This is a genomic window from Micromonospora sp. NPDC005324 (assembly GCF_040607155.1).
In the GTDB taxonomy this organism is placed as follows: domain Bacteria; phylum Actinomycetota; class Actinomycetes; order Mycobacteriales; family Micromonosporaceae; genus Micromonospora; species Micromonospora trifolii.
In genome coordinates, this window is the sequence record NZ_JBEXGE010000050.1 from 20115 (window position 1) to 41342 (window position 21228).

14 protein-coding genes and 1 pseudogene are annotated in these 21228 nt (G+C 65.4%); all 15 read left to right on the top strand.

Features of this window, described 5'->3' with window-relative positions; genetic code table 11:
* The first annotated feature begins 7 nt into the window (after positions 1–7).
* Positions 8–979: a hypothetical protein gene (locus ABZS40_RS32865; protein ID WP_354948068.1), complete on the top strand. Its 972-nt coding sequence runs from the start codon at positions 8–10 to the stop codon at positions 977–979.
* Positions 976–2190: a histidine decarboxylase gene (locus tag ABZS40_RS32870; protein ID WP_354948070.1), complete on the top strand. Its 1215-nt coding sequence runs from the start codon at positions 976–978 to the stop codon at positions 2188–2190. The genes ABZS40_RS32865 and ABZS40_RS32870 overlap by 4 nt, the downstream gene beginning before the upstream one ends.
* Positions 2191–2200: 10 nt before the next feature.
* The gene (locus tag ABZS40_RS32875) at positions 2201–2971 is read left to right on the top strand and encodes a methyltransferase domain-containing protein (protein WP_354948072.1); all 771 of its coding nucleotides are present in this window, start codon (positions 2201–2203) and stop codon (positions 2969–2971) included.
* Positions 2972–3297: 326 nt separating this feature from the next.
* Entirely contained in the window at positions 3298–3432 is a 135-nt protein-coding gene (locus tag ABZS40_RS32880) for an FxLD family lanthipeptide (protein ID WP_354948074.1), read from the top strand.
* A 98-nt stretch (positions 3433–3530) separates the two neighbouring features.
* Positions 3531–6575 carry a lantibiotic dehydratase gene (locus ABZS40_RS32885; RefSeq protein ID WP_354948076.1) on the top strand — a complete coding sequence of 1015 codons (3045 nt, stop codon included), beginning with the start codon at positions 3531–3533 and terminating at the stop codon, positions 6573–6575.
* Between the two features lie 44 nt (positions 6576–6619).
* Positions 6620–7834, top strand: coding sequence for a lanthionine synthetase C family protein (locus ABZS40_RS32890; RefSeq protein ID WP_354948095.1), 1215 nt, complete (start codon positions 6620–6622; stop codon positions 7832–7834).
* 15 nt (positions 7835–7849) lie between these two features.
* Positions 7850–9937 carry a methyltransferase, FxLD system gene (gene fxlM, locus ABZS40_RS32895; RefSeq protein ID WP_354948078.1) on the top strand — a complete coding sequence of 696 codons (2088 nt, stop codon included), beginning with the start codon at positions 7850–7852 and terminating at the stop codon, positions 9935–9937.
* A gap of 125 nt (positions 9938–10062) precedes the next feature.
* A complete protein-coding gene (locus ABZS40_RS32900; RefSeq protein ID WP_354948080.1) occupies positions 10063–11160 on the top strand; it encodes a hypothetical protein in 1098 nt (365 codons plus the stop codon).
* A 106-nt stretch (positions 11161–11266) separates the two neighbouring features.
* Positions 11267–12202, top strand: a complete 936-nt coding sequence (locus ABZS40_RS32905) for a hypothetical protein (protein WP_354948082.1) — start codon at positions 11267–11269, stop codon at positions 12200–12202.
* Between the two features lie 1027 nt (positions 12203–13229).
* Positions 13230–14429, top strand: a complete 1200-nt coding sequence (locus ABZS40_RS32910) for an Eco57I restriction-modification methylase domain-containing protein (protein WP_354948097.1) — start codon at positions 13230–13232, stop codon at positions 14427–14429.
* Positions 14430–14468: 39 nt separating this feature from the next.
* Positions 14469–16853: an ATP-binding protein gene (locus tag ABZS40_RS32915; protein ID WP_354948084.1), complete on the top strand. Its 2385-nt coding sequence runs from the start codon at positions 14469–14471 to the stop codon at positions 16851–16853.
* Entirely contained in the window at positions 16850–17977 is a 1128-nt protein-coding gene (locus tag ABZS40_RS32920) for a hypothetical protein (RefSeq protein WP_354948085.1), read from the top strand. The genes ABZS40_RS32915 and ABZS40_RS32920 overlap by 4 nt, the downstream gene beginning before the upstream one ends.
* Before the next feature lie 836 nt (positions 17978–18813).
* Positions 18814–19914: a hypothetical protein gene (locus tag ABZS40_RS32925; RefSeq protein WP_354948087.1), complete on the top strand. Its 1101-nt coding sequence runs from the start codon at positions 18814–18816 to the stop codon at positions 19912–19914.
* 322 nt (positions 19915–20236) lie between these two features.
* Positions 20237–20899 (top strand): pentapeptide repeat-containing protein, encoded by a 663-nt coding sequence (locus tag ABZS40_RS32930; RefSeq protein WP_354948089.1) that lies wholly within the window; start codon positions 20237–20239, stop codon positions 20897–20899.
* Positions 20900–20914: 15 nt separating this feature from the next.
* Positions 20915–21136, top strand: a pseudogene (locus ABZS40_RS32935) (kinase); the annotation flags it as partial.
* Positions 21137–21228 lie beyond the last annotated feature (92 nt).

The following is a 21228-nucleotide window of genomic DNA, read 5'->3' on the forward strand; positions in this document are numbered from 1 at the left end:
GGCGATGATGAGGACCCACGCGGCTGCGTCACCTGGCGGGCACTACGGCGTCGATCCCCTGGACCCGCGCTGGCGATCGGGCTACCCGCCCGCAGCACCACCCGTCAGCCACCCCGAGCCTGCGGTCACTGTGCCGCCGCCCGGCTACGGCGCGGCACCTGTCCCCACCAGTTACCAGCGGCCACCCGACGCCGCCGTTTGCCCCAGCCCGCCCCCGGGCCCGGCCGGCTATGACCAGCACTCGGCCGACGGCGACGTGCCGGTTGACCCGCGCTGGGCGGACCTGCGCCGACAGGTCGTCTACCGGTCCAAGCGGCTGAACACCGGCCACCTCATTGAAGCCGATCAGGCGTTCGGGGGACGCGGCGCGGTCTGCCCGCACGCGCTGATGCTGTTCTTCGCTTCCGACGCGCCCAACGAGCCGCACGGCTACCGGTTGCACACCGCCCACCGCACGTGGCCGCAGTCGCCGGACTCCGATGTCTTGCCGCAACTGCTCGCGGAGATGGCTGAGGTCGCCGCGGACAACATCGCCTCCATCGGACGCGACTGGAGTCCCCTCGGTCCCGAGGGTTCCATGGTCAACGGCGGGGACATGACCCTGCCTCCAGGTGCGTGGTACGTCGGCGTGGGTGTCAGCACCCTCGACTCCGACCAGGGCCGCTGGTACCAAGTCGCCCGGACACTGCGCGAAGCCGCCGCCGCCGGCCGATACATGTCAACGTTCAACCTCAAAGGTCAGTGCTACGTCCTGTTGACCGACGGCACCGCCCTGCACATCGACCGTGACCCGCAGGCCCGCCTCGGCGACGACGGCGTGCGCTGCAACAAAACCCTCAACGCGGACCGAATCAGCTACCACAACCCGTACGAGAACCTCACCGAGCAGGGCGACGACGAGACCCGCGACATCTGGGGGCAGCTCACCGCGCTGCACCACACCCTCACCACGCACCTGCTCGCGGGGCGGTGGGCGTGACCGGCCAGCAGAGCCTCAGCCTCGCCGACGCCGCGGACCTCAGCCGCGCGCCGATCGACGTCACGGCCGTGCTCGACCACCTGATCCAGGAGGCCGGCGCCGCCGCCGCGACGAGCATCGGGTTTCCCGGCGCCGTGGACCTCGACTACAGCGAGGTCGTGACCCGCCTCGGCAACCGGCTGTGGAACAACATCGGTGACCCCGCGGACCTGGGCGGAGTCGCTCATACCCGTGTGCTGGAACGGGCCGTCATCGCCTGGGTCGCCGACACCCTCGCCATGCCGCGAGACGACCGGTGGGGCTACGTCACCACCGGCGGCACCGAAGGCAACCTGTCCGCCCTGCACACCGCCCACCATCGCTACCCCACCGCCCGCATCTACTACTCGACCGCTGCCCACTACTCGATAGCCAAGATCGTTCGGATGCTTGGGGCGCGGGGTGTATTGGTCAACGCCGACGCGGGCGGGGAGATGGACTACGCACACCTCGCCGCGCAGGTCGGCCGCCGCCGCCGCTGGCCCGCGATCGTGGTGGCCACCGCTGGCACGACCCTGACCGAAGCCGTCGACGACACCGCCTCCATCCGCGCCGTCCTCGATGAGCACCAGGTCAATGGACACCTGCACGTCGACGCGGCCCTGTCCGGCATCCCCCTCGCACTCGACGGCCGGCTACGCCTCGATGACGCCAGCGGCATCAGCAGCATCGCCATCAGCGGCCACAAATTCCTGGGTGTGCCAACGCCCTGCGGAGTCGTCCTCATCCGCGACAGCGCCCGCCACGAGTCCAGCCACATCGCCTACACCGCCGCCCTCGACACCACCATCACCGGCTCCCGCTGCGGCCTGGCCGCCGCCCTGCTCTGGCACGCCATCGCCACCCACGGCCGCGAAGGGCACCGCTGGCGGGCCACCGCAGCCCGCCGTCTCGCCGCCTACACCGTCGACCAGCTCACCGCCGCCGGATGGCCTGCCTGGCGCCACCCGCACGCCTTCACCGTCGTCATACCTACCCCACCCGAGCAGGTGCGCAAGAAGTGGCTACTCGCCACTGACGGAGCCACCAGCCACCTCATCTGCATGCCCGGAATCACCCACGGCCAGATCGACGCCTTCGTCGCCGACCTCACTGCCATCGCGCCACCGAGGCTGATCCCGCGCCCTCGGCACCGACCGCACCACCACACCACAACGCACGAATCGTGTTAGGAGCACCGCAATGACGACCACCCACAGCGGTCAACTGCGCCCCGCCCGGCTGCGTGACCTGCTCGACCCGATCATCCGACATCAGCTGGACCGGCTCGACATTCAGCCCGGCCAGCGCGTCCTGGAGATCGGCGCGGGCGGCGGCGAGGTCACCGCCGACCTGGCCCGCCTCGTCGGCCCCCACGGCAGGGTCACCGCGGTCGACAAGGACACCACCTACCTCAACCCAACAGGTGTCATCGACGTCTATCAACGGGACCTGAACGGTGACGACCTTCCCGGCGAGCCCGACAGCTTCGATGTCGTCGTCGCCCGATGGCTGCACGGCGCACTGCCACACCCCGCCGAGGCGCTGGAGCAGATGATCGCCCGGCTGCGTCCCGGCGGCTGGCTCGTCCTGGCCGACGTCACCGACACCCCGCCACGAGTCTTCTGGGCAACCGAAGACGACACCCGGCTGATCCACACCGTCATGCGACGCGTCTACCGCGCCATCGCCGGACTCGACGGTGCCGGCACCTGGACGGCCGACACCCCCGCCCTGCTCGTCGTCAACGGCATGCCGCAGGTCTGTACCCACACGTCCACCGAGACCTGGACCGGAGGCGGTCCCGGATGCCAGCTACTCGCCAACGTGGTCGACGACCTCCGTTCCGTCCTGACCACACCCGAGGTCACCGATGCCGACCTCGACCGTTTCGTCACGCTCATGGCTGACCCAAACGTGCTCCTGGGCTCCTACGAGCGCAGGGCTATACACGCCCGCAAGGCGACCGCATGACATGCGCCGCGCGGGACGCGGGCAGGGGTGCCATCCGTCCGGCTGAGTCTGTGGCAGATACGACGGAATCGACGCGATCTCCTACGTCAAGAACTTCGGCCACCGGCAGGCCGCCACCTACTACCAGCTATCTCCGACCGGGTAGTCGCCGTGCGACGACTACCCGACCGGCCGCCGCTCATCGAGATGGGCACGGGGCCGGTCCCGGCCGGCGGCAGGGGTGCCCCCGTTCCCCTGCCGCCCCCGGCCTGACGCTCCGCGAAGTCCGTGCCGGTAGCTGCGGGGGCTACCTGCCCACCCATCATCCCAACTCCCAAGGAGGAACCATGAACGACCTGCTCGCCGTCAGCGACGACCCGTTCCAGCTGGACGTCCGGATCGTCACCGAGGGTCCCGTCGCCGCCGCACTGTTGGCCGACACGGACGACGGCTGCGACACCCAGAAGAACGGCGACTGCTAGTCGCTTGTCCTCGCCGGTTCCGGTGAGCGACCCGAACGTTCACCGGAACCGGCGACCCCCTGCAACCAAGCAAGTTCTTGTGTGAGGAGGAGATCGTGGTGGCGAGAAGCAGTCTGTACCGGCAGGTTGATGCCGCCACGATCCGTATCGCCGCGCACTCGTGGCGAAGCGGCGGCCTGCCGTGGCCGCAGCGGGGCGATGACACGGGCATTGACTGCTGGCTGCGGGAGACGTGGAAGCTCCCCGGCGCGGCCGAAGCCGTGTGGATTGCGAGTCCTGAGTTCGCTTCCCGGGTCGAGGCGGTGTGCGCTGGCGGGACACTCGATGCCGGCCGCGGATGGCGGATGGCTCTGGCACTGGCGCGGTACCTGGTGCGTGCTCAGCGGCGGGCAACGCCCTTCGGGTTGTTCTCGGGGGTCGCCGCACTGCGCTTCGACCTAGCTGCCTCGGTCGTACCGTCAGGGCGCTCGACCATCCGGGTACGGCCGGACGCGGGCTGGCTCGCGTCTCTGATCGCGCGGCTCGAAGCCGACCCGCATGTGCGCCGCAACCTGCGGGTGCAGGCAAACAACCTGGCGGTGGGACAAGGACTTCGGCTGGCGGTAGGGCGCCGGCCACACGCCTCGCTACCAGCAGACGGCACCTCTTCGGTGAGGAACACGGCAGCCGTGCGGCTGGCCATGTCGCTAGCCGCCGCGCCGGTCTCGTGGACGGAGTTGGTCGACAAGGTGGCCGCCGCGTTCCCACGAACTCCGCGTGGGTCCGCGGACGCGCTGGTTGCCGATCTGGTCGACCACGGCGTGCTGATCTCCAGCCTCCGGCCGCCGTCAACCTGCACCGACCCGCTGCGACACATCCTGAACCAGCTCGACACCGTGCAGGATGACCACCTCAACGAACAACAGCCCGTCGCGGCTGCACTAGGGTCGTTGCACGTCGACCTGGGTGGCACCGCAGCCGGTACGACACAGCTTCGTGAGCTGGCTGACCGGATGCGTCGGGTGGCAGCGGATCCACAGCCGATCGCAGTGGATCTTCGGCTTGCGGACCAGGTCACCCTGCCGATCCAGGTCGCTGCCGAGATCGCGACTGCTGCGGGCGTGCTGCGACGCTTGACGCCACATCCGGGCGGTCGGCCGGAGTGGCGCACGTACCGCGCCCGGTTCGTCGACCGATACGGCATGACGGCGATAGTGCCGCTGGCTGAGGTGCTCGATCCCCTGACTGGGCTGGGCTACCCGGAGCACTTCACCCGCGCGGCCGAAGCGCCCCCAGCCTCGTTGTCCAGCCGTGACGAGCGGCTCTTGGCACTGGCCCAGCAGGCAGTGATCGACGGTGTCCACGAGGTGAAGCTCGATGACGCTGCCGTGAAGATTCTGGCCAGCTCCGCGCCCGATGAGGGCCACATCAGTCCTCACGGCGATGTCACGGCAGAGATTCGTGCGGCTTCGCTGGACGCACTGGCGAAAGGGCGTTTCACGATCGCGCTGACCGGCATGGGCCGCTCGGCGATGGCGACGAGCGGACGCTTCCTCGACGTGCTGCCCGCTCCCGAGCGGGAGCGAATGTGCAACGAGTTTGCGCGGCTGCCCGTCGCGGTGGACGGGGCCATGCAGGCGCAATTGAGCTTCCCACCACACCGTCTGCATGCGCAGAACGTCCTGAATGCCCCGCTGGTCCTTCCGTGGCTGATCTCCTTGGCTGAACATCGTCCAGCAACCGGGGATGTCATCGACGTTGGTGATCTTGGCGTGGCTGCCGGTCGGGGGCGACTGGTGTTGGTGTCGATGTCGCGGGGGAGGGTTGTCGAGCCGACGGTGGCGCATGCCGGCGCCCTGCACACGATGCCGCTGCTCGGTCGGTTTCTCGTGGAGTTGCCACGAGCTATGGACGCCCGGTTGAAACCATTCGACTGGGGCGCGGCTTCCTGCCTGCCCTTTCGGCCCGCGCTGCGCTACGGGCGGATTCTGCTCACGGCTGCCCGGTGGCGCATCGACCGGGCCTGCCTGCCCGCTGCGGACGCGAGCGACAGCGAATGGTTCGCAGCCTGGGACGTAATGCGTTCGAGGCTGCGGCTACCCGGATGGGTGCAGGTCGGCAGCAGCGACCAGAGGCTCCGGCTCAACCTCGATCAAGCCATGGACCGGTCCCTGTTGCGTGCCCACCTAGACGCCAGCACCGAACCGATCACCGTGGTCGAGGCAGCGAGCCCGGAGGACTTCGGGTGGCTGTCCGGGCGCGCTCACGAGATCGTCGTACCGGTCGCCTCCACGGCCGAGCCCGCAGCGGCGCCGGCCGTCGTCTCCGCACGAGGCTCGTGGCCACCGCCCGCTCCCACCCCGCCGATCACGCCCGGAACAGGCGGCATCGTGTCCGCGGCGCTGACCGTCGAGCCGCCAATGATGGAGCTGCTCTTACTCCGAGGGCTGCCAGCGCTGCTCGCCGACTGGCCAGAGCAGCCGCTGCGATGGTTCGTCCGCCTCCGACGTCCCACGCCGCACCTGCGACTGCGGTTGCACACCGACGACTACGGCGACGCGGCCGTACGGATCGGCCGGTGGGCCACCGCCCTTCGACGGCAGGGCCTTGCCGGAGACCTGAGCCTGGACACCTACCATCCCGAGTCAGGCCGGTACGGAGACGGCCAGGCCCTGGTCGCTGCGCACGAGTTGTTCGCCGCCGACTCCACCGCAGCCTTGACGCAGCTCAGCGCGCACCCCGAGCGTCAGGTCAACCGGCACGTCCTTACCGCCGCAAGCATGATCGACCTGGCATGCGCGGTGCTCGGCAGCCGCAACGACGCATGTGAGTGGCTGGTCGCCCACCCGGAGCAGGCCGGGCCGACACCCATCGACCGGTATCTGCTGCGCCAGGCGGTCACCCTTGACCCGACCATCCTGCCGGAACAGGTCCAGCAGGCATGGCAGGAGCGATCGCGGACCGCAGCCCGCTACGCCGACACACTGTCCGCCTCTCACGGCCCACTGACCCCTACCTCCGTGCTCACCTCGCTGCTACACCTGCACTTCGTTCGCGCTCACGGTCCCGACGAACGTGCCGAGCAGGTCACGCATCGGCTCGCCCGCCACATCGCACTGGCGACCGTACGCCGCCGCGTCCGCGCCACAGGAGGGCCCAGATGACTGCCGTGCCCCTCGCGAGTCCACTGCTACGGGCAGCCGAAACGATGGCCTCGTGCATCACCGACACGCTCACCCAGACACCCCCTCCAGACTTAACGGCGGACGACTACGGGCCACGAAGTACCCGCTGGCACGCCCAATCCCTATCGCGAGGTGCCGCCGGGGTAGCGATCCTGCACGGCGTGCGCGCCCAGACTGGGCACGGAGGATGGGAACCGGCCTACGAATGGCTGCGACACGCGACCGCTGACACCCTGAACAACGGCAGCGGAGCAGGACTGTGGTTCGGTGCGCCGGCAGTCACCCACGCGCTGACCACGGCCGCGCCGCACGCCCACCCGGCATCCCTCGACGCGCTCGATCACGCCGTCGCGGATCTGACCAGACGGCGGCTGGCCGCCGCGGAGGCGCGCGTCGCAGCATGCGCCCGGCCCCCGCTGTCGGAGTTCGACCTCGTACGCGGGCTGACCGGCCTCGGCGCCCACCTGCTACGCCGCGAACCAGACGGACAACTGCTCCGGCAGGTGCTGACGTACCTGGTGCGGCTCACCGATCCGATCGACATCGACGACGAGGCCGGACGGCTCGCGCCAGGCTGGTGGAGCGCCGACCCGCCCGATCCCGACAGCTTTGCGTCGGGTGGGCAGGCCAACTTCGGCATAGCGCACGGAATCACCGGCCCCTTGGCGCTCCTGGCGCTCGCCATGCGCCACAACATCCTGTTGCCGGGACAGGCCGGAGCAATCGGCCGGATCAACACCTGGCTGGACGCCTGGCGGCAGACCAGCCCAACCGGACCATGGTGGCCAGAGAGGATCACGGCAGCCGAACTGCACGCCGGCAAGCCTGCGACACGCGGACCGGCTCGGCCGTCCTGGTGTTACGGCACCCCCGGCATAGCCCGCGCGCAACAGCTCGCCGGGATTGCCCTGCCCGATCCCGCCAGGCAGCAGACAGCGGAAGACGCCCTGTCCCGCTGCCTGGCCGACCCCGTTCAACTCAACCGACTCGTCGACCCATCGCTGTGCCACGGCTGGGCAGGACTCGCCGCAACGGTTTGGTACGCCGCCGCCGACGCCCACACCACCAGTCTGCACACCCACATACCCCACGTGATGCGCCTGCTGATCCACCACGCCACCGACGCCACCCCGGCGCGATCCGGCCTAATCGCCGGCCACGCCGGAGTCGCTCTCACCCTGCACACCATGGCCACCGGTACCGACATCCGCTGGGCAACCAGCCTGCTACTCCACTAGACGAGGAGACCACCCATGGACCTCGACCTCGCCTCTGACATCGCCCCACCCATCCAGGCGGTTTCGGTAAGCCGGTGGCGTCAGGTCAACCTGACCTTCGACGACTGGCAAACCGCTGAGAAGTACGGCGCAACCCGGCTTGCACCCGCACTAACCAGCGCCGAGGACAGCGGTGTGATCACCGCCTTCTGGTTCATCCGCAAAACCGAGACATGGCGGATGCGGCTCCTGCCCGGCGACCGGCAAGCCAGGGTCTACGCCCTCCTCGCTGACCTCACCAACGACGACCGCATCCGCGGCGTCACCGAGCCCATTTACCGGCCCGAGGCATACGCGTTCGGCGGCGACCAAGCGATGACCGTCGCCCACACCCTCTTCCACGCCGACAGCCGCCACATCCTCAGCCATCTCGCTGCCAGCGGCGCCCACCGACGCGAACTCGGTGTCGTACTCGCCACCCGCCTCATGCGTGCCGCCGGACTGGAGTTCGCCGAGCAAGGCGACGTCTGGCGACACCTCGCTAACCGCCGCAACCAATCCAACACGCCAGGACCAAGCCCTCAGCTGATCGCCGCCGTGCAGCGGCTGCTCATCGCCGCCGACGACGCGCCGGGTAGCCCGCTGGCAGCCACCCCCCAATGGCCGCAAGCCCACGAGCGGGCGGGCTCAGATCTCGGCTTCCTCGACCGGCACGGCGCACTCACCCGCGACCTGCGCGGGGTGCTAACCCATCACCTGCTGTTCCTCTTCAATCGGCTCGGCATCTCGGCCGCCGACGCCTGGCTCCTCGCGACGGCAGCCACGGACGTCACCTTCCACCACTCGTCCACCCACGCCTACGACAAACGTCAACTCGCCCCAACAACAGAGAGAAGCACACCCATGGTCCACTCGCCTGACGCCGAACCTGAAGCTCCCAGCGCAGCCATGCTTCGCAAACAGCTCGTCACCGCCTTAAAAGCGCGCGGCCACGTCCGCTCGGCTTCCGTAGAGCAGGCATTTCGCAGAGTGCCCCGCGAGCAGTTCCTCCCTGGTGTCGATGTGGAGACCGTCTACACCCGCCGCCAGATCGTCACGAAGCGCGACCCCAGCGGTGCCGCGCTGTCCTCGGCGTCGAGCCCCAGCCTCGTCGCGGACATGCTCGAACAACTCGATCCGCACCCCGGACATTGCGTCCTGGAGATCGGCGCGGCCACCGGCATCAACGCAGCCCTGCTCGCCGAGCTAACCACCCCCAGCGGCAGGGTCGTCACCATCGAACTCGACCAAGACCTCGCCGACGGCGCCCGCGCCAGCCTCGCCCGCGCCGGCTACGACACCGTCGACGTGATCCACGGCGACGGAGCCCTCGGCCACCCCGACACCGCGCCCTACGACCGAATCATCGTCACCGCTGGAGCATGGGACATCTCCACCGCCTGGTGGGACCAACTCGCCAACCACGGCCGCATCGTCGTACCCCTGCGCATACACGAGAGCGGCCTGACCCGATGCTTTGCCTTCGACCGCACCGACACCCACCAACTCACCAGCACCACGACACCGCTGGTCTGCGGATTCGTCCCCATGCGCGGCACCGCAGAACACACCGACCACCACGTACGCCTCGACACCGACGTCGCCCTCAAACTCGACGCCTCCGACCACCCCGACCGACAGGCGCTCAGCCGCGCCCTGAGCCACCCCCGGCGCGAACGCTGGACCGGCATCGAAGTCGCCGACGCGGACCCCATCGGCCATCTCGACCTATGGCTACTCGTGCACACCAGCACACCGTTCGGCCGCCTCGGCGTCGGCGACACCGCCCGCACCAGCCGACTGATCACCCCCGCCTACCGATGGGCCGGAGCTGCCATCTACCACGGCGGCACTATCGCCTACCTCGCCTTCCAACCAACCAGCGAAGGCCACCACGAAATCGGCGCCACCGCACACGGACCAGACGCCGACAAGCTCGCCGCCGAACTCACCAACCTGCTTGACCAATGGGACGAGGCGGGCCGCCCCAACCAACCCACCGTCACCGCCCAGCCAGCAGGAATGCGACCTGCAGAGCCCGGCGACATTCAGCGGCCCGACACCACCTTCACCATCTCCTTTTGACGGCACACGCCGGGGCGGTGCCCAACCCCGCTCCGGCCACCCCAGGCACAAGCACCGTCAACCACCACGCACCACCAAACAGACCTCGATGCCATTCGCGAGCCTCCGCCGTACGTGAGGACACCATGCCCCTGCCCCTCGCATCCACCATCGCCGCCCGTTTCCCCCTCGTCCCCCGCAAACGACCACCAGCCAAACCACTCGACGCACGAGTGAACCGACTCGCTGCACTCGCCGAGACAGCCCACCGCGAACACGACCCGGAAAAGGCATCCATGGTTTTCAACGGAGCCGCCCTCGTCGCCTCCGACTGCGGAGACGCGGAACTCGCCCGCACCTGGTGCCACCAACACGCGAACCTCTACCTCAGCCAAACCCCGCTCACCGGGCACACCGCCCGCTTCGCCCTCGAACCCGTCATCAACCTCGCCCGCCTACGCATCCGAGACGGCGACGGCGACGGCGCACACCGCCTGCTCACCGACCTACACACGGCGATCGCCAGCGGCAGGCACGCCGTCATTGACGAACTGGAGATACATCCCCAGCAGCTCACTGCTGATCCCGGCGAACTCCAACAAATCATCAATTGGCTACGCGGCATCCTGCTCTCCGATGGAACCCGCGCCCTCACCCTGTCCGGCCGCTGGGCCGACGCACTGGCTCACGTGCACCACTACGACGGAATCAGCCCCACCCTGCTCGACGGGCGACAGGTCACGATCGTCGCCCACCTCATGCAGGGCGACGGCATCGAAGCCGCCGACCTGCTCAGCCGAACAAAGATCGAACAGCCATGGGAGCGAACGGTGCACGACCTCCTCCAGAGTTGGCACGCAACGACGATCAGAGGCACCCCCACAACTGATTACGCTGGCCTGATTGACCGAGCGTCGGCCGCCGCGGCAAGCAGAGGACTTCCGGTGTTCCGCGTGCGCCTCAGTCTCACGGCTTTGGACCTTGCCGCCGGCGTATCGCCGTACGTTGCAGATGAACTCATCAAGCTGCTGACGGCAGACGTCATCGGTGACGAGGACGCCAACGCAGCCCGCGACCTCCTCAACCACCCAGCCGTCGGTCCCGAACACCGCCAACCACTGAGCAAATTGATCGAGGCGAGCGGATTAGACCGAGGGAGCGTGCCAGATATGGCACAAGAGTCACTGTCGATAGCCCTCGCTCTAGCCGGATCCGTTATCGGCAGCGCGCCGAATCCCGCGTAACCGTCGACTTCGTAGGTCCGGCCGTGTCGCACCGAGCCCGAGACGGCGCGGGAACAAGGCGTTCGACTGCAGCTCAGTGTCGGACCCTCCCTCTAGCCTCTAACGCGTGACCGATACGTTGCTCCGTTCCCTGCGTGAGCGCCTGCTCGATGAGTCGGAGCCGCTCGCCGGGCTGCTCCGTAAGTGCCTGCTGCTCGGGGCCGAGACCGGCTCAGAGGCGCTGCGAGACTGGGCGCGCAAGGAACTCAACGGGTACGGCGTCGGAGACCAGGTTCCGAAGTACCGCAAGGTCCAGAGCCCACCCATCTCCATGACATCGATGAGCGGGTACACGCTGGCCCAGAACCAGATCATCGCCCGACATCAATTGCCGCGCGCGGCCTGGGAGTACGTACCGGACGAGTTCTCGTTCAACCAGCCGATCGAGGAACTGGAGCAGCTCGCCGGGCAGAAGCAGGTGGCCTTCGCGTCGCACGGTCTGGCCTACGCCCAGAACATCTGGAATGACGAGCTCGATGAGTTCCAAAGCATCATCAACCTGCACTACGTCATGGGTGGCTCGACGCTTACGGGCGTCCTCGGCCAGATCCGCACGAAGCTCGTGGAGCTCATCGCAGACCTCACCGCCAACACGCCTTTGTCCGAGCTGCCCAGGAAGGAGCAGGTCGACGCCGCTGTGAGCCACCGCATCGGAGACACCTACAACACAACCATCCAGGCAACCAACGGACCCGTCGCCATCGGCGCCCAGGCGACGGCCAGCACGGAGGGCTTGACTGTCGAGGATGCCCTTCGGCTGCTCGAAAAGGTGCAGCAGGCGGCAGCGGATGTCGCGGACACCCAGCGCGCCGAGCTACTCGATGCGCTGGCCGAGCTCCGCGCCGCCGTAGAAAGCGACAGTCCGGACACCGGCGATGTAGTGAAGAAGGTCGGCAAGCTGAGGGCCATTGCCGGCAAGCTCGGTGATGCCTCGGTGTCCGCCGCCGCTAGCGGGGCGGCTCAAGCGTTTGCCGAATTGGCTTTCAACGGCGCGTTCGGCTGACCTTGCATGCCTGGCACCATGAACCGGTCGTCCACGAAAGCGCGCCCGTCCGCGTGCACGCCTCGCGCAGTCGCCCTGCTCGAAACCGAACGTGCCGAGGGCACCAGGACCAGGAGGCTCAGCGCAGCACTGGCCTTCTGGTTCATCGCCGCCGGGAGTACCTCGGCGGCTCCTCGTCACCGCATGTGAGGTGCGCGAATAGCCATGAGACCGATCTGCCATGAACCCGCAGGCTGAACGCGACGAACCCTCCTCCCGATGAAGACCTGATCGGCCCGTCTGACTGGTACCGTATGCTCCGCACTCCTGACAGCGACGTCTGGCAAACTCTGGTCATGCTGACCATCAACGTTGTGCAGACCGCGCTAATTGGCTGCGACGAAACCGCATGAGCCAGCATCTCAACGGCGATGGCATGAAGCCTCCCGCTGATGGTCTGACCGCAACTGGCCGTCGGCAAGCGCCTAGGCACCAAGCCAACCCGTCTGTTGACGAGCGCCTGATCCGGAAACTTGCCTCGTGGTGTCGGGCGAACCGCTGCGAGCCTATGGCGGAAGCTGCCGTTCCCGGGCCGACGGAGAACGAACGAGGTTTGCTGGCCGCACTTGGCGGGGTTGCGGGCGCACTATTGGATGGCGTCGACGGTCAGCGGGCCGTGGATTTGCCGCCGGCCGTTGCTGCCTGGGTCGACGCTGCCCCACGCTTACCCTCGGACCTGGTCGATGAGCTGCATGACGGCCTACAGCGAAGAGCCGACCCTCTGGCGCAGGTATATGAGCGCCTTGTTGCCGCTCCAAGACGTCGGCCGCTCGGGACCTTCTTCACTCCGCCATCTATATCCGCCTACATGACCACTCTCGTCACGTCTCGCGTTTCCGACTTGGCCACAGTCGCCGACCCTGGTGCAGGAGTCGGAGCCTTCACCCGATCTGCCCTCGAAAGCTGGCCGTGTGCCCACGTCCATGCGGTCGACGTCAACGTCGCGACGCTTGGGCTTCTTGCGGCGACGCCAGCCATCGCGGGTGCCATGCCGACGCGTGCGTCGCTCCACCACGTCGACTACCTCGACTGGCTCTCGACGACCTGGCCAGAAGCGCCAGGTCCGCGTCTCATCTGGGGGAACCCACCCTACACACGGCATCAGGGCTTGCCAGCAGAGACGAAGACGCGAGCGCGCCAAGCCTCGCGGGAGTTGGCACCAGGAGGCCGTTCTGGGCTTTCGACCTACTTCCTGGCTGCCTCCCTCGCAAACCTAAAACCCCAGGACAGCCTTTGCCTACTTCTACCCTCCAATTGGCTTGAGGCTGAGTACGCCCGGTCTGTCAGGGAGCACTTGTGGCAGGCGACGTCTCGGCTAACCGAACTCCACATCTTCCCTCATTCGTTAAGACTATTCCCAGTTGCCTCTGTTGCAGCGATGGTTGTATGGGTAGGACCGCAGACTGAGCGAGAGCAGCCCCTTGTCGTTCATCGATTGGATGGCGACTTGGCCACCGGATTTGCGTCAGTGCGAACGGAATCTCATCCACGAATTGGCGTGGCCCCGGCAAACTTCATGTCCTTCAAGAAGGCCAAGGCCCCTGAGCGCAGGAGTGAGGATTACGTTCAACTAGCGTCGCTCGCACGCATACGTCGCGGTGTAGCAACAGGAGCGAATCATTTCTTCCTTCTAACCGACGCCCAGGTCGAAGGGCTTCCCGCAGGCACGTATGTCCCGGCTGCTACTCGCCTGCGCGAAATGCCTGGCGACACGTTAGATAAAGAGGCCCATGATGCTCTGGGAGCCAAAGGTGAGCGCCGGTGGCTGCTTTGGCTCGCAGCGGGCGACATAAACGACCCGGTCGTTAATCAGCTTATTGACCGCGGGAAGTTTGAAAGGGTTCATGAAGCACACCTCTGTGAAGTTCGGACTCCCTGGTATGCGGTAGAGCGCATTCCAGTGCCGGACTTACTCTTCGGCCCAATGACCAAAGGGCGATTTCGGCTAATCCGAAACGAAGTCGGTGCTATTCCAACGAACACCTTCTACGGCATAACGCTACGACGGCGGGCGGTGGCAGTAGATTCGGTCGAGAGCCTCCTGAGCTGGATTAGGAGTCCTAGCGGCCAGAGCGCTCTCGTTGAGGTTGCCAGGCAGCATGGCAGCGGGACGCTGAAGATCGAGCCGAGAGATCTGGCGCAGCTTAGGATTCCAGCCAAGATCGCACGGAGTCTAGACCGAGGGTAGCGGTGACGATACGCTGTCGAACACGGGAGGGAGCGTCCGTTGGCACAAGATGAGACCCGGGAGGCGTTCGGGTTCTCGGTGGACACCCATCTCTTCCGGGAGCTGGGCGAACTTCTCGTGGGCCGCGACAGCACGGCCTTGATCGAGCTGATCAAGAACGCGTACGACGCCGACGCATCTCAGGTAGTTGTCCGAGGCGAGAGGCTTCGCTATGGCGACGGCGTCATCGTTGTCACCGACAACGGCATCGGCATGACGCCGGAGATCTTTCAGGGCGCCTTCCTCCGCATCGCTGGGCGTTATAAGGAGAAAGGTAGCCGCCGGAGTCCGCTCTACAGCCGTCAGTATACGGGTGCTAAGGGTGTTGGGCGGCTCAGCGCACACAAGCTCGCGCAACGGTTGGTCATCAATTCCGTGCCTCAAAGGGTCGTCACTCGGGACTCGGAACGCCGAGGCGTCCGGGCGGTGATTGACTGGGAGCGTGTGGAGAACGACTATGAGACCGTCGAGGACGCGAAAAAGGGCCTTGATGTCCGGAGCTTCATAGCCGAGTCAGGGCAGGAACCAGGAACCGAACTTCGACTTGAAAAGATGCGTAGACGGTGGACGTCGCAAGCGCTCTCCAACTTCGTGGCCCAAGTTGCATCGTGCCGACCACCTCGTGAGTTGGTCGATGAGCCTCCCCGAAACATATTCGCGCCAGACGCATTATCGAACAATCTGGTGGTATCGTCTCAGGCGGCCGAGGATCCGGGCTTTCAGATCAAGTTCGAAGGCGATCTCAATGCGGGGGACGACCTATGGCCTCAGCTCCTGGAGCAGGCTGATTGGCTCGTCGAGATTTTCGCCCGCCCAGAGGGTGTTCGGTTCAATATTCAGCCTTCACGGGCTCAACGGGCTGATCGTGATGATCTTCGCGACTACCAACTCCGCCGTGACCATCCCGACCCGGAAAAAGGGCCGTTCTTCTCCGCAAGGATCTACGCTCGGGTCGGTCCACTTAGGGGTGGGATTGGGGAGCGAGCAGCATCCCTGCAGACGTTTGCTCGCCGGTCCCGCGGGATTCGTGTATATGTTGAAGGTTTCCGCGTCCTTCCTTATGGCGACGGTGGCGACGATTGGCTGTACCTCGACCGCGACTACTCCCGCCGAGAAAGAACCTTCGACATTAAGCTTGACTCGGAGTCCAGTCAGATTCTAGAGCCAATTGACAGAGAAAGCTTTTTGATCCAAGGCAACGATCAGTACGCGGGAGCCGTCTTCATGACCGGCGAAGGAGCGGCGGCGTTGCGTCCGGTAGTGAATCGAGAGGGCTTCGTTCAGGACGCTGCGTTCGACATATTCCGAGAACTGGTCCGTAATGGTGTCGATCTGCTCACCCGAGTCCGTGCATCTCACAAGATCGAATCAAAGCAGCAACGGCAGTCTGTTAGAAGGCAAGAGCTGAAGAACCAAATCCCGGCCCGTTCAGATGAGCTGCCGACGGCAGATGCTGAGCTTCACCCAGCCGGTAACCAACAAGCCGCAGTGGACATGGACGGGGATGAAGATCTCAGCCTGCCAATTTCGGTAACCCGTAACGAGCTTCGTAGTCTTCAAGACGAGCTTGGTCCGGATTCTGGCGCAGGTCCGCGGCTTGAGCGTATCGAGAAAGCGATAGACTATATCGAAGAGGCGCAGCGGGGGGACGAGGGCCGAGCCACTCTGCAGATCCTGGCGGGCGTTGGACTCCAGCTTGCCGCTTTTGTTCATGACATTAATGGCATTCTTGGGCTGGCGCAGTCGATACGATCCCTTACCGAAGCCGCTCGACGCGAGGAGGACTCCGCGCGGCGAAAGTCTCTTCTTAAAGATCTCGAAACCGCGGCCGACGAACTCGTCCAGTCCCTCACACGGCAGAGCAGCTACTTGGTTCAAGTCGTAGGTCCAGATGCGCGCAGAAGGCGGCGGCGCCTGCCCTACCCGCAAGCCATTGAACCGAGCCTTCGCCTCCTGGCCACGTCGATTTCGGAACGCCGAATCGAAGTGGTGCAGCGTGTGGATCCGGGTGCTAGGACGCCTCCGATGTTCCCGGCCGAGATCACCATCGTTATGACTAATGTGCTCACAAATGCAATCAAAGCTGCAGGCGATAAGGGCAGGATTCTCGTTTGGGCCGAGCAAGGCAACGACGGAGGGCTGCTGTTCCGTATTGAAAATACAGGCACACGAGTTGACCTTGTGACATCCGAGCGCTGGTTCCGCCCTTTCGAGTCGACGACTACAGATGTCGACACCATTTTGGGCCAAGGAATGGGTATGGGTCTGCCGATTGTGCGGAGACTTCTTACCGAATATAACGGCAGCGCACGTTTCGTTGAGCCCTCGCCAGAGTACGACACCGCAGTTGAAATTCGAGTGCCGGGTCGGAGGATAGGTCAGTGAGCGCGAGCACCCCTCGTATTCTCGTAATCGATGATGAAGTGCAAAAAGAGGAATCGGTAGCAGCCGGCCTGCGGGCATCCAACCTGGAAGTCAACGTACGTCCACCTCAAAGCGTTACACGAGACGATCTCAGGTCAGCGGACGTCATTGCTATAGATCACCGCTTTGACTGGTCGGTCTTGCCGCACCCCGGGGAATGCCTATATTGGCCGCAGGACGGTCTCGCAATTTCGGCGGTAGTGACCGGGCACCTTCGGACTATGGACCACCACGCGGCGGTAGTCCTACGCACCGGTGAGTTGGCAACACTTGCGGAGCCGCTGCCGCCTGCAATCAGAAGGCCTGTTATTGCCGCTCAATACGGTCTGGATTGGGTCCTTACGAAAGGGGATCCAAAGATGGCTGCTCAGCTACATGGCATCGCGGAAGCCGTCGAAGGCCTCAAGCCGCTGATCGCTAACCCGATGAAGTGGAACGAGGGTGGCGGGTGGCTCAATCTGCCAGATCTAAAGTGGTCCGAGGGCGCATTGGCTGATGTTCAGGTGTGCAATCCGCCTGAAAACACGGTTGCCGCCTATACTGCTGGAAGTGCTTGGCTCCGGTGGTTCGCACACAGGATCCTTCCGTTCCCCTCATTCTTGCTTCCTGCTCAGTGGGCGGCAACCCTTTTGAGACTTGACCTCGCCACGTTCGAGTCAGTCTGCCGTAGTGACTCCCTCTTGTCGAATGCAATTAGTGAATGCGTGTACACTGGCCATCTCGCGTCGCTTAGCGAGATTCGATGGTGGCGCGCTGGCCTCGATGCGTTGGTAGATTCCCTCCTGTTGGAAGCGTCGCCTCATCTTCCCGAGGCCGAAGCGCTCGCAGAACAGATGACTGCAATGCATGGGCAAACGGTATATACGCTCGAGATGGACGCCCCAGTCATGACAATCGATAGCGATTATGCGCCGACGGGCGTCGCGGACGCCGCTGATTGTGTTCGCTTAGCACCCGACTTCTGGCCTGTCTTTGCGCAAGAACCGTGGGCTCAGTTCAGTGAACTCTATGACGATCCCGGTCTGTATAAAATGGTCGCGCGCGGCGACAGGCGGCGAGCGGTAGGGGGAGGCGAGGATGCCTGACGAAGAATCGGTCCCAGCTACCCTCCTTGCCTTTGATACTGGACCGCTCCTATGTTTTGGGTGTATGCCTGGGGGAGTTAGGTTCATCCGTAGTAGGTATCATCAGCGGATGCGGTGGACAGAAGCTGTTGTGGCTGAGATTGCTCATCATGCGCAGCGGCGGCCGTCTAGCGCCCGGAACAGGGAGTTGGCGAACGCCGCGAGCAAGTGGCGCGGAACTGACAGAACCGCGCTGGGTGAACCCCACGTCTGCACCGACCGAGCTCAAGTGGATAAGATGCGTGAGCTCGTCCGAGCCGCGTCAGCGCGGCCGGCGGACGGTGACACCGACCTGGGCGAATCTGAGACCTTGTTGTTCGCGCAGGAAACCGCATCTGTGGCGCTTATCGATGAGTCTCCCGGACGCAAAGTTGCCGCAGATTTGGGTATCCGCGCTCATAGCACTGTGGATGTGCTGGTTGCTGCGCTGCAGGACCTTAGCCTTCCTCGTGATCGAGCGCGGAGTATGTGGGAGCAACTGAACGCGGCAGGTCTAGCTGGCGGCTTGGTTCTGCCCCTCGACAAGGCCCAGCTGAAGCGCTGGCCAACGCCCGCGCCCCAGTAAGGGCAGCGGTTGATCGTTGGGACCCTAGGCTGGCTGTCATAAATAGGGCGATTTTAAATCGTCGATTGCGGCTCGGTGATGGGCGGCTGCTGACCGGTGCTCCTCGAGGCCGGCGATCGGTGCGGGTCGGTTAGCGTCTACGACCAGAGTCTCGTTAGGACGAGGTCGCTGCCGCAGCCGCCGTACCCCATATCAGGTGGAAACTGTCGGACCAACTGGATACCTTTGCGGTATGCATCGGTCGCTGTGGCGGGCTACCCCGCCCGTCTTGTTGGTGGGCGATACCTGCGCGCTCATGAACGACGTCGTACAGGGCACCCGTAACGGCCGGCTGACAAGCCTCATTGTGGCGCTTGATCGCGACACCTACCGGCTATTCATCTCTCGACATGTGCTTACCGAGGTCGAGCGTGACCTGCCCGGCCACGCCGCAGACCGAGGAGTTGACGCCGTAGAGGCTGTGCGCCGGTGGCGGCGCTACTACCTCCAGCACGTCCGGATCGTGGACGTTCCAGATGAGTGGGGCGCTACCCACCCGCAGGTTGCCGAGGTTGAGCAACGTCACCCCACCGACGCGCCGACGGCGCGGCTGGCCGCTGCCTTGGCGCCATGCTGCGTCCTGACCGAGGATGGCGACCTGACCGACTACGGGTTCGGCTCTTACAACTGGCTGCCGCTTGCTCACGCTGGCGCCAATCACGCCGAGTTCGAGATGGCCGTCACCGCCGTCGGCCTGCCGACGGCGGCAACCTCCGTCGCGATCTGGGAGGTGGGCCGAAGACTCGCCCGGGCTCCACGCGCCGTGCAGGCAACAACGCTGCTGCTGGCAGCCTCGGCTGCCTACTGGTGGCAGAAGGACGGCCGGGCCGAGCGCCATGTTCACCAGCTGAAGGCTACCGGCCAGCGGATGTGGAATGCTGCTAGCCCGTTCGCGTTCGAGTTGCTGACGACGTACAGCACGGCCGTCGAGACCCAAACTGGGCTTGCAGTTAAACCGGCCGACGTGACTGCATTGAGCGAGCGTGTCGCTCGAATCCTCGCACACGGGACGGATGGGGGCATGCTTGCGCGCGAGATCGCCGACGCCTTGGGCATGAGGGTGTCAGCGGATTACGCAGCGAAGAAGGTCCGCTCGGCACTTCGCTCCACTACCGCGTTCGTCGAGATCAGCCGCGGACGTTGGCAGCTCGGATGTCGCGTTACAACCGAACCGCTGCCACTGCCGTACGACGAGCAGCAGGAATGGATGGGGCGTGCTATCAAGTACCTGTTGAAGCAGGTTGCGGCGCGCGCTGCGCTTAACAATGAGACCAGTCCGGCAGGGTCAGCGTAACGGAACCTGGTGAGGCCGCGCGGACGTCCCGGCAACAGTCAATGGGCCCCCGTTTACCCCCCGAAAATCCCTGCCAAGTTTCCAATGTCAGTGGCAAGCGTTGGCAAGCCAGCGACCGGATCTACCCAGGCCAACGACGGGTTTTGACGATCAACGACATACTACAGACCGTGACGTTCGGTAACCGCGGGTTCGGGGTTCGAGTCCCTGGCGGCGCACCAGCAATTAAGGCTCTGGTCAGGTGGTTTCCACCTGACCAGAGCCTTTCTCGTGTACGCATGCGGTGGCGTGCCCACCCCGCGCTCACACAAGTTGAGGACACATGCGCACCACCACGATCGGCGACGTGAAGGTCCTGCTGCCGGACCTCGAACCGGACGACCTCGACACCACGACAGACCTGGCCGGCGGCCTCACCGAGGCCCTCGTCGAGGGCGCAGCGTGGCACGGCTCGCACCTTGAAGACGCCCGTATCCGCAGCAGTCTGATCACTGGCGTGGACCTGAGCGAGAGCACCTGGGAAGCCGGGATCCTCTACGGCTGTGAGATCACCCGCACCGACTTCTCCGGCGCGACCCTGACCGGCATGACCATCGAACGCTGCGCCATCACCGGCTCCCGGTTCACCGGCACCAGGCTCACCGACGTGCGCCTCAAGGACGTATTGTTCGACGGCTGCCGCTTCGATTACGCCACCTTCCACCGCGTCACCGCCGCCGGCTCGGTCGCCTTCACCGACTGCACTTTCACCAACGGCGCGTGGTCCTCCTGCCGACTACCTCGCATCGCACTACGGTCATGTGACCTCACGGGACTGGAGTTGGACTCCTGCCACCTCGACAGTGCCGACCTGCGGGGCAGCCGGCTCCAGGGCCTCAAGACGCCGCTGGACAACCTGCGCGGCGTCATCCTCAGCGACGACCAACTTCCTGACATCACCCAGTTGACCGTCGCCGTCCTCGACCTCACCGTCCGTAACGACTGAAGCCGAGGAGGCATCGTGCTAGCTGACCCCGTTGGCAGCCCGGACACGATCCTCGTCTGCATCCGGGGCAACTCCGGCTCCGGCAAGAGCAGCATCGCCCGCGAGCTACGACGCCGGCACGGCCGGGGCTGCGCCCTGGTCGAGCAGGACTACCTGCGCCGCATCCTGCTGCGCGAACGCGACAAACCCGGCGGGGCGGCACCGACGTTGATCGGGCAGACCGTCCGGCTTGCGCTTCCTGTTAACTGAACTAACGAGAATGTTCTTGCAGGTCAAGGGACATGCCCTTGTTTGCTGGCTAGGGTGCTCGACCATGATCGATGAGAGTG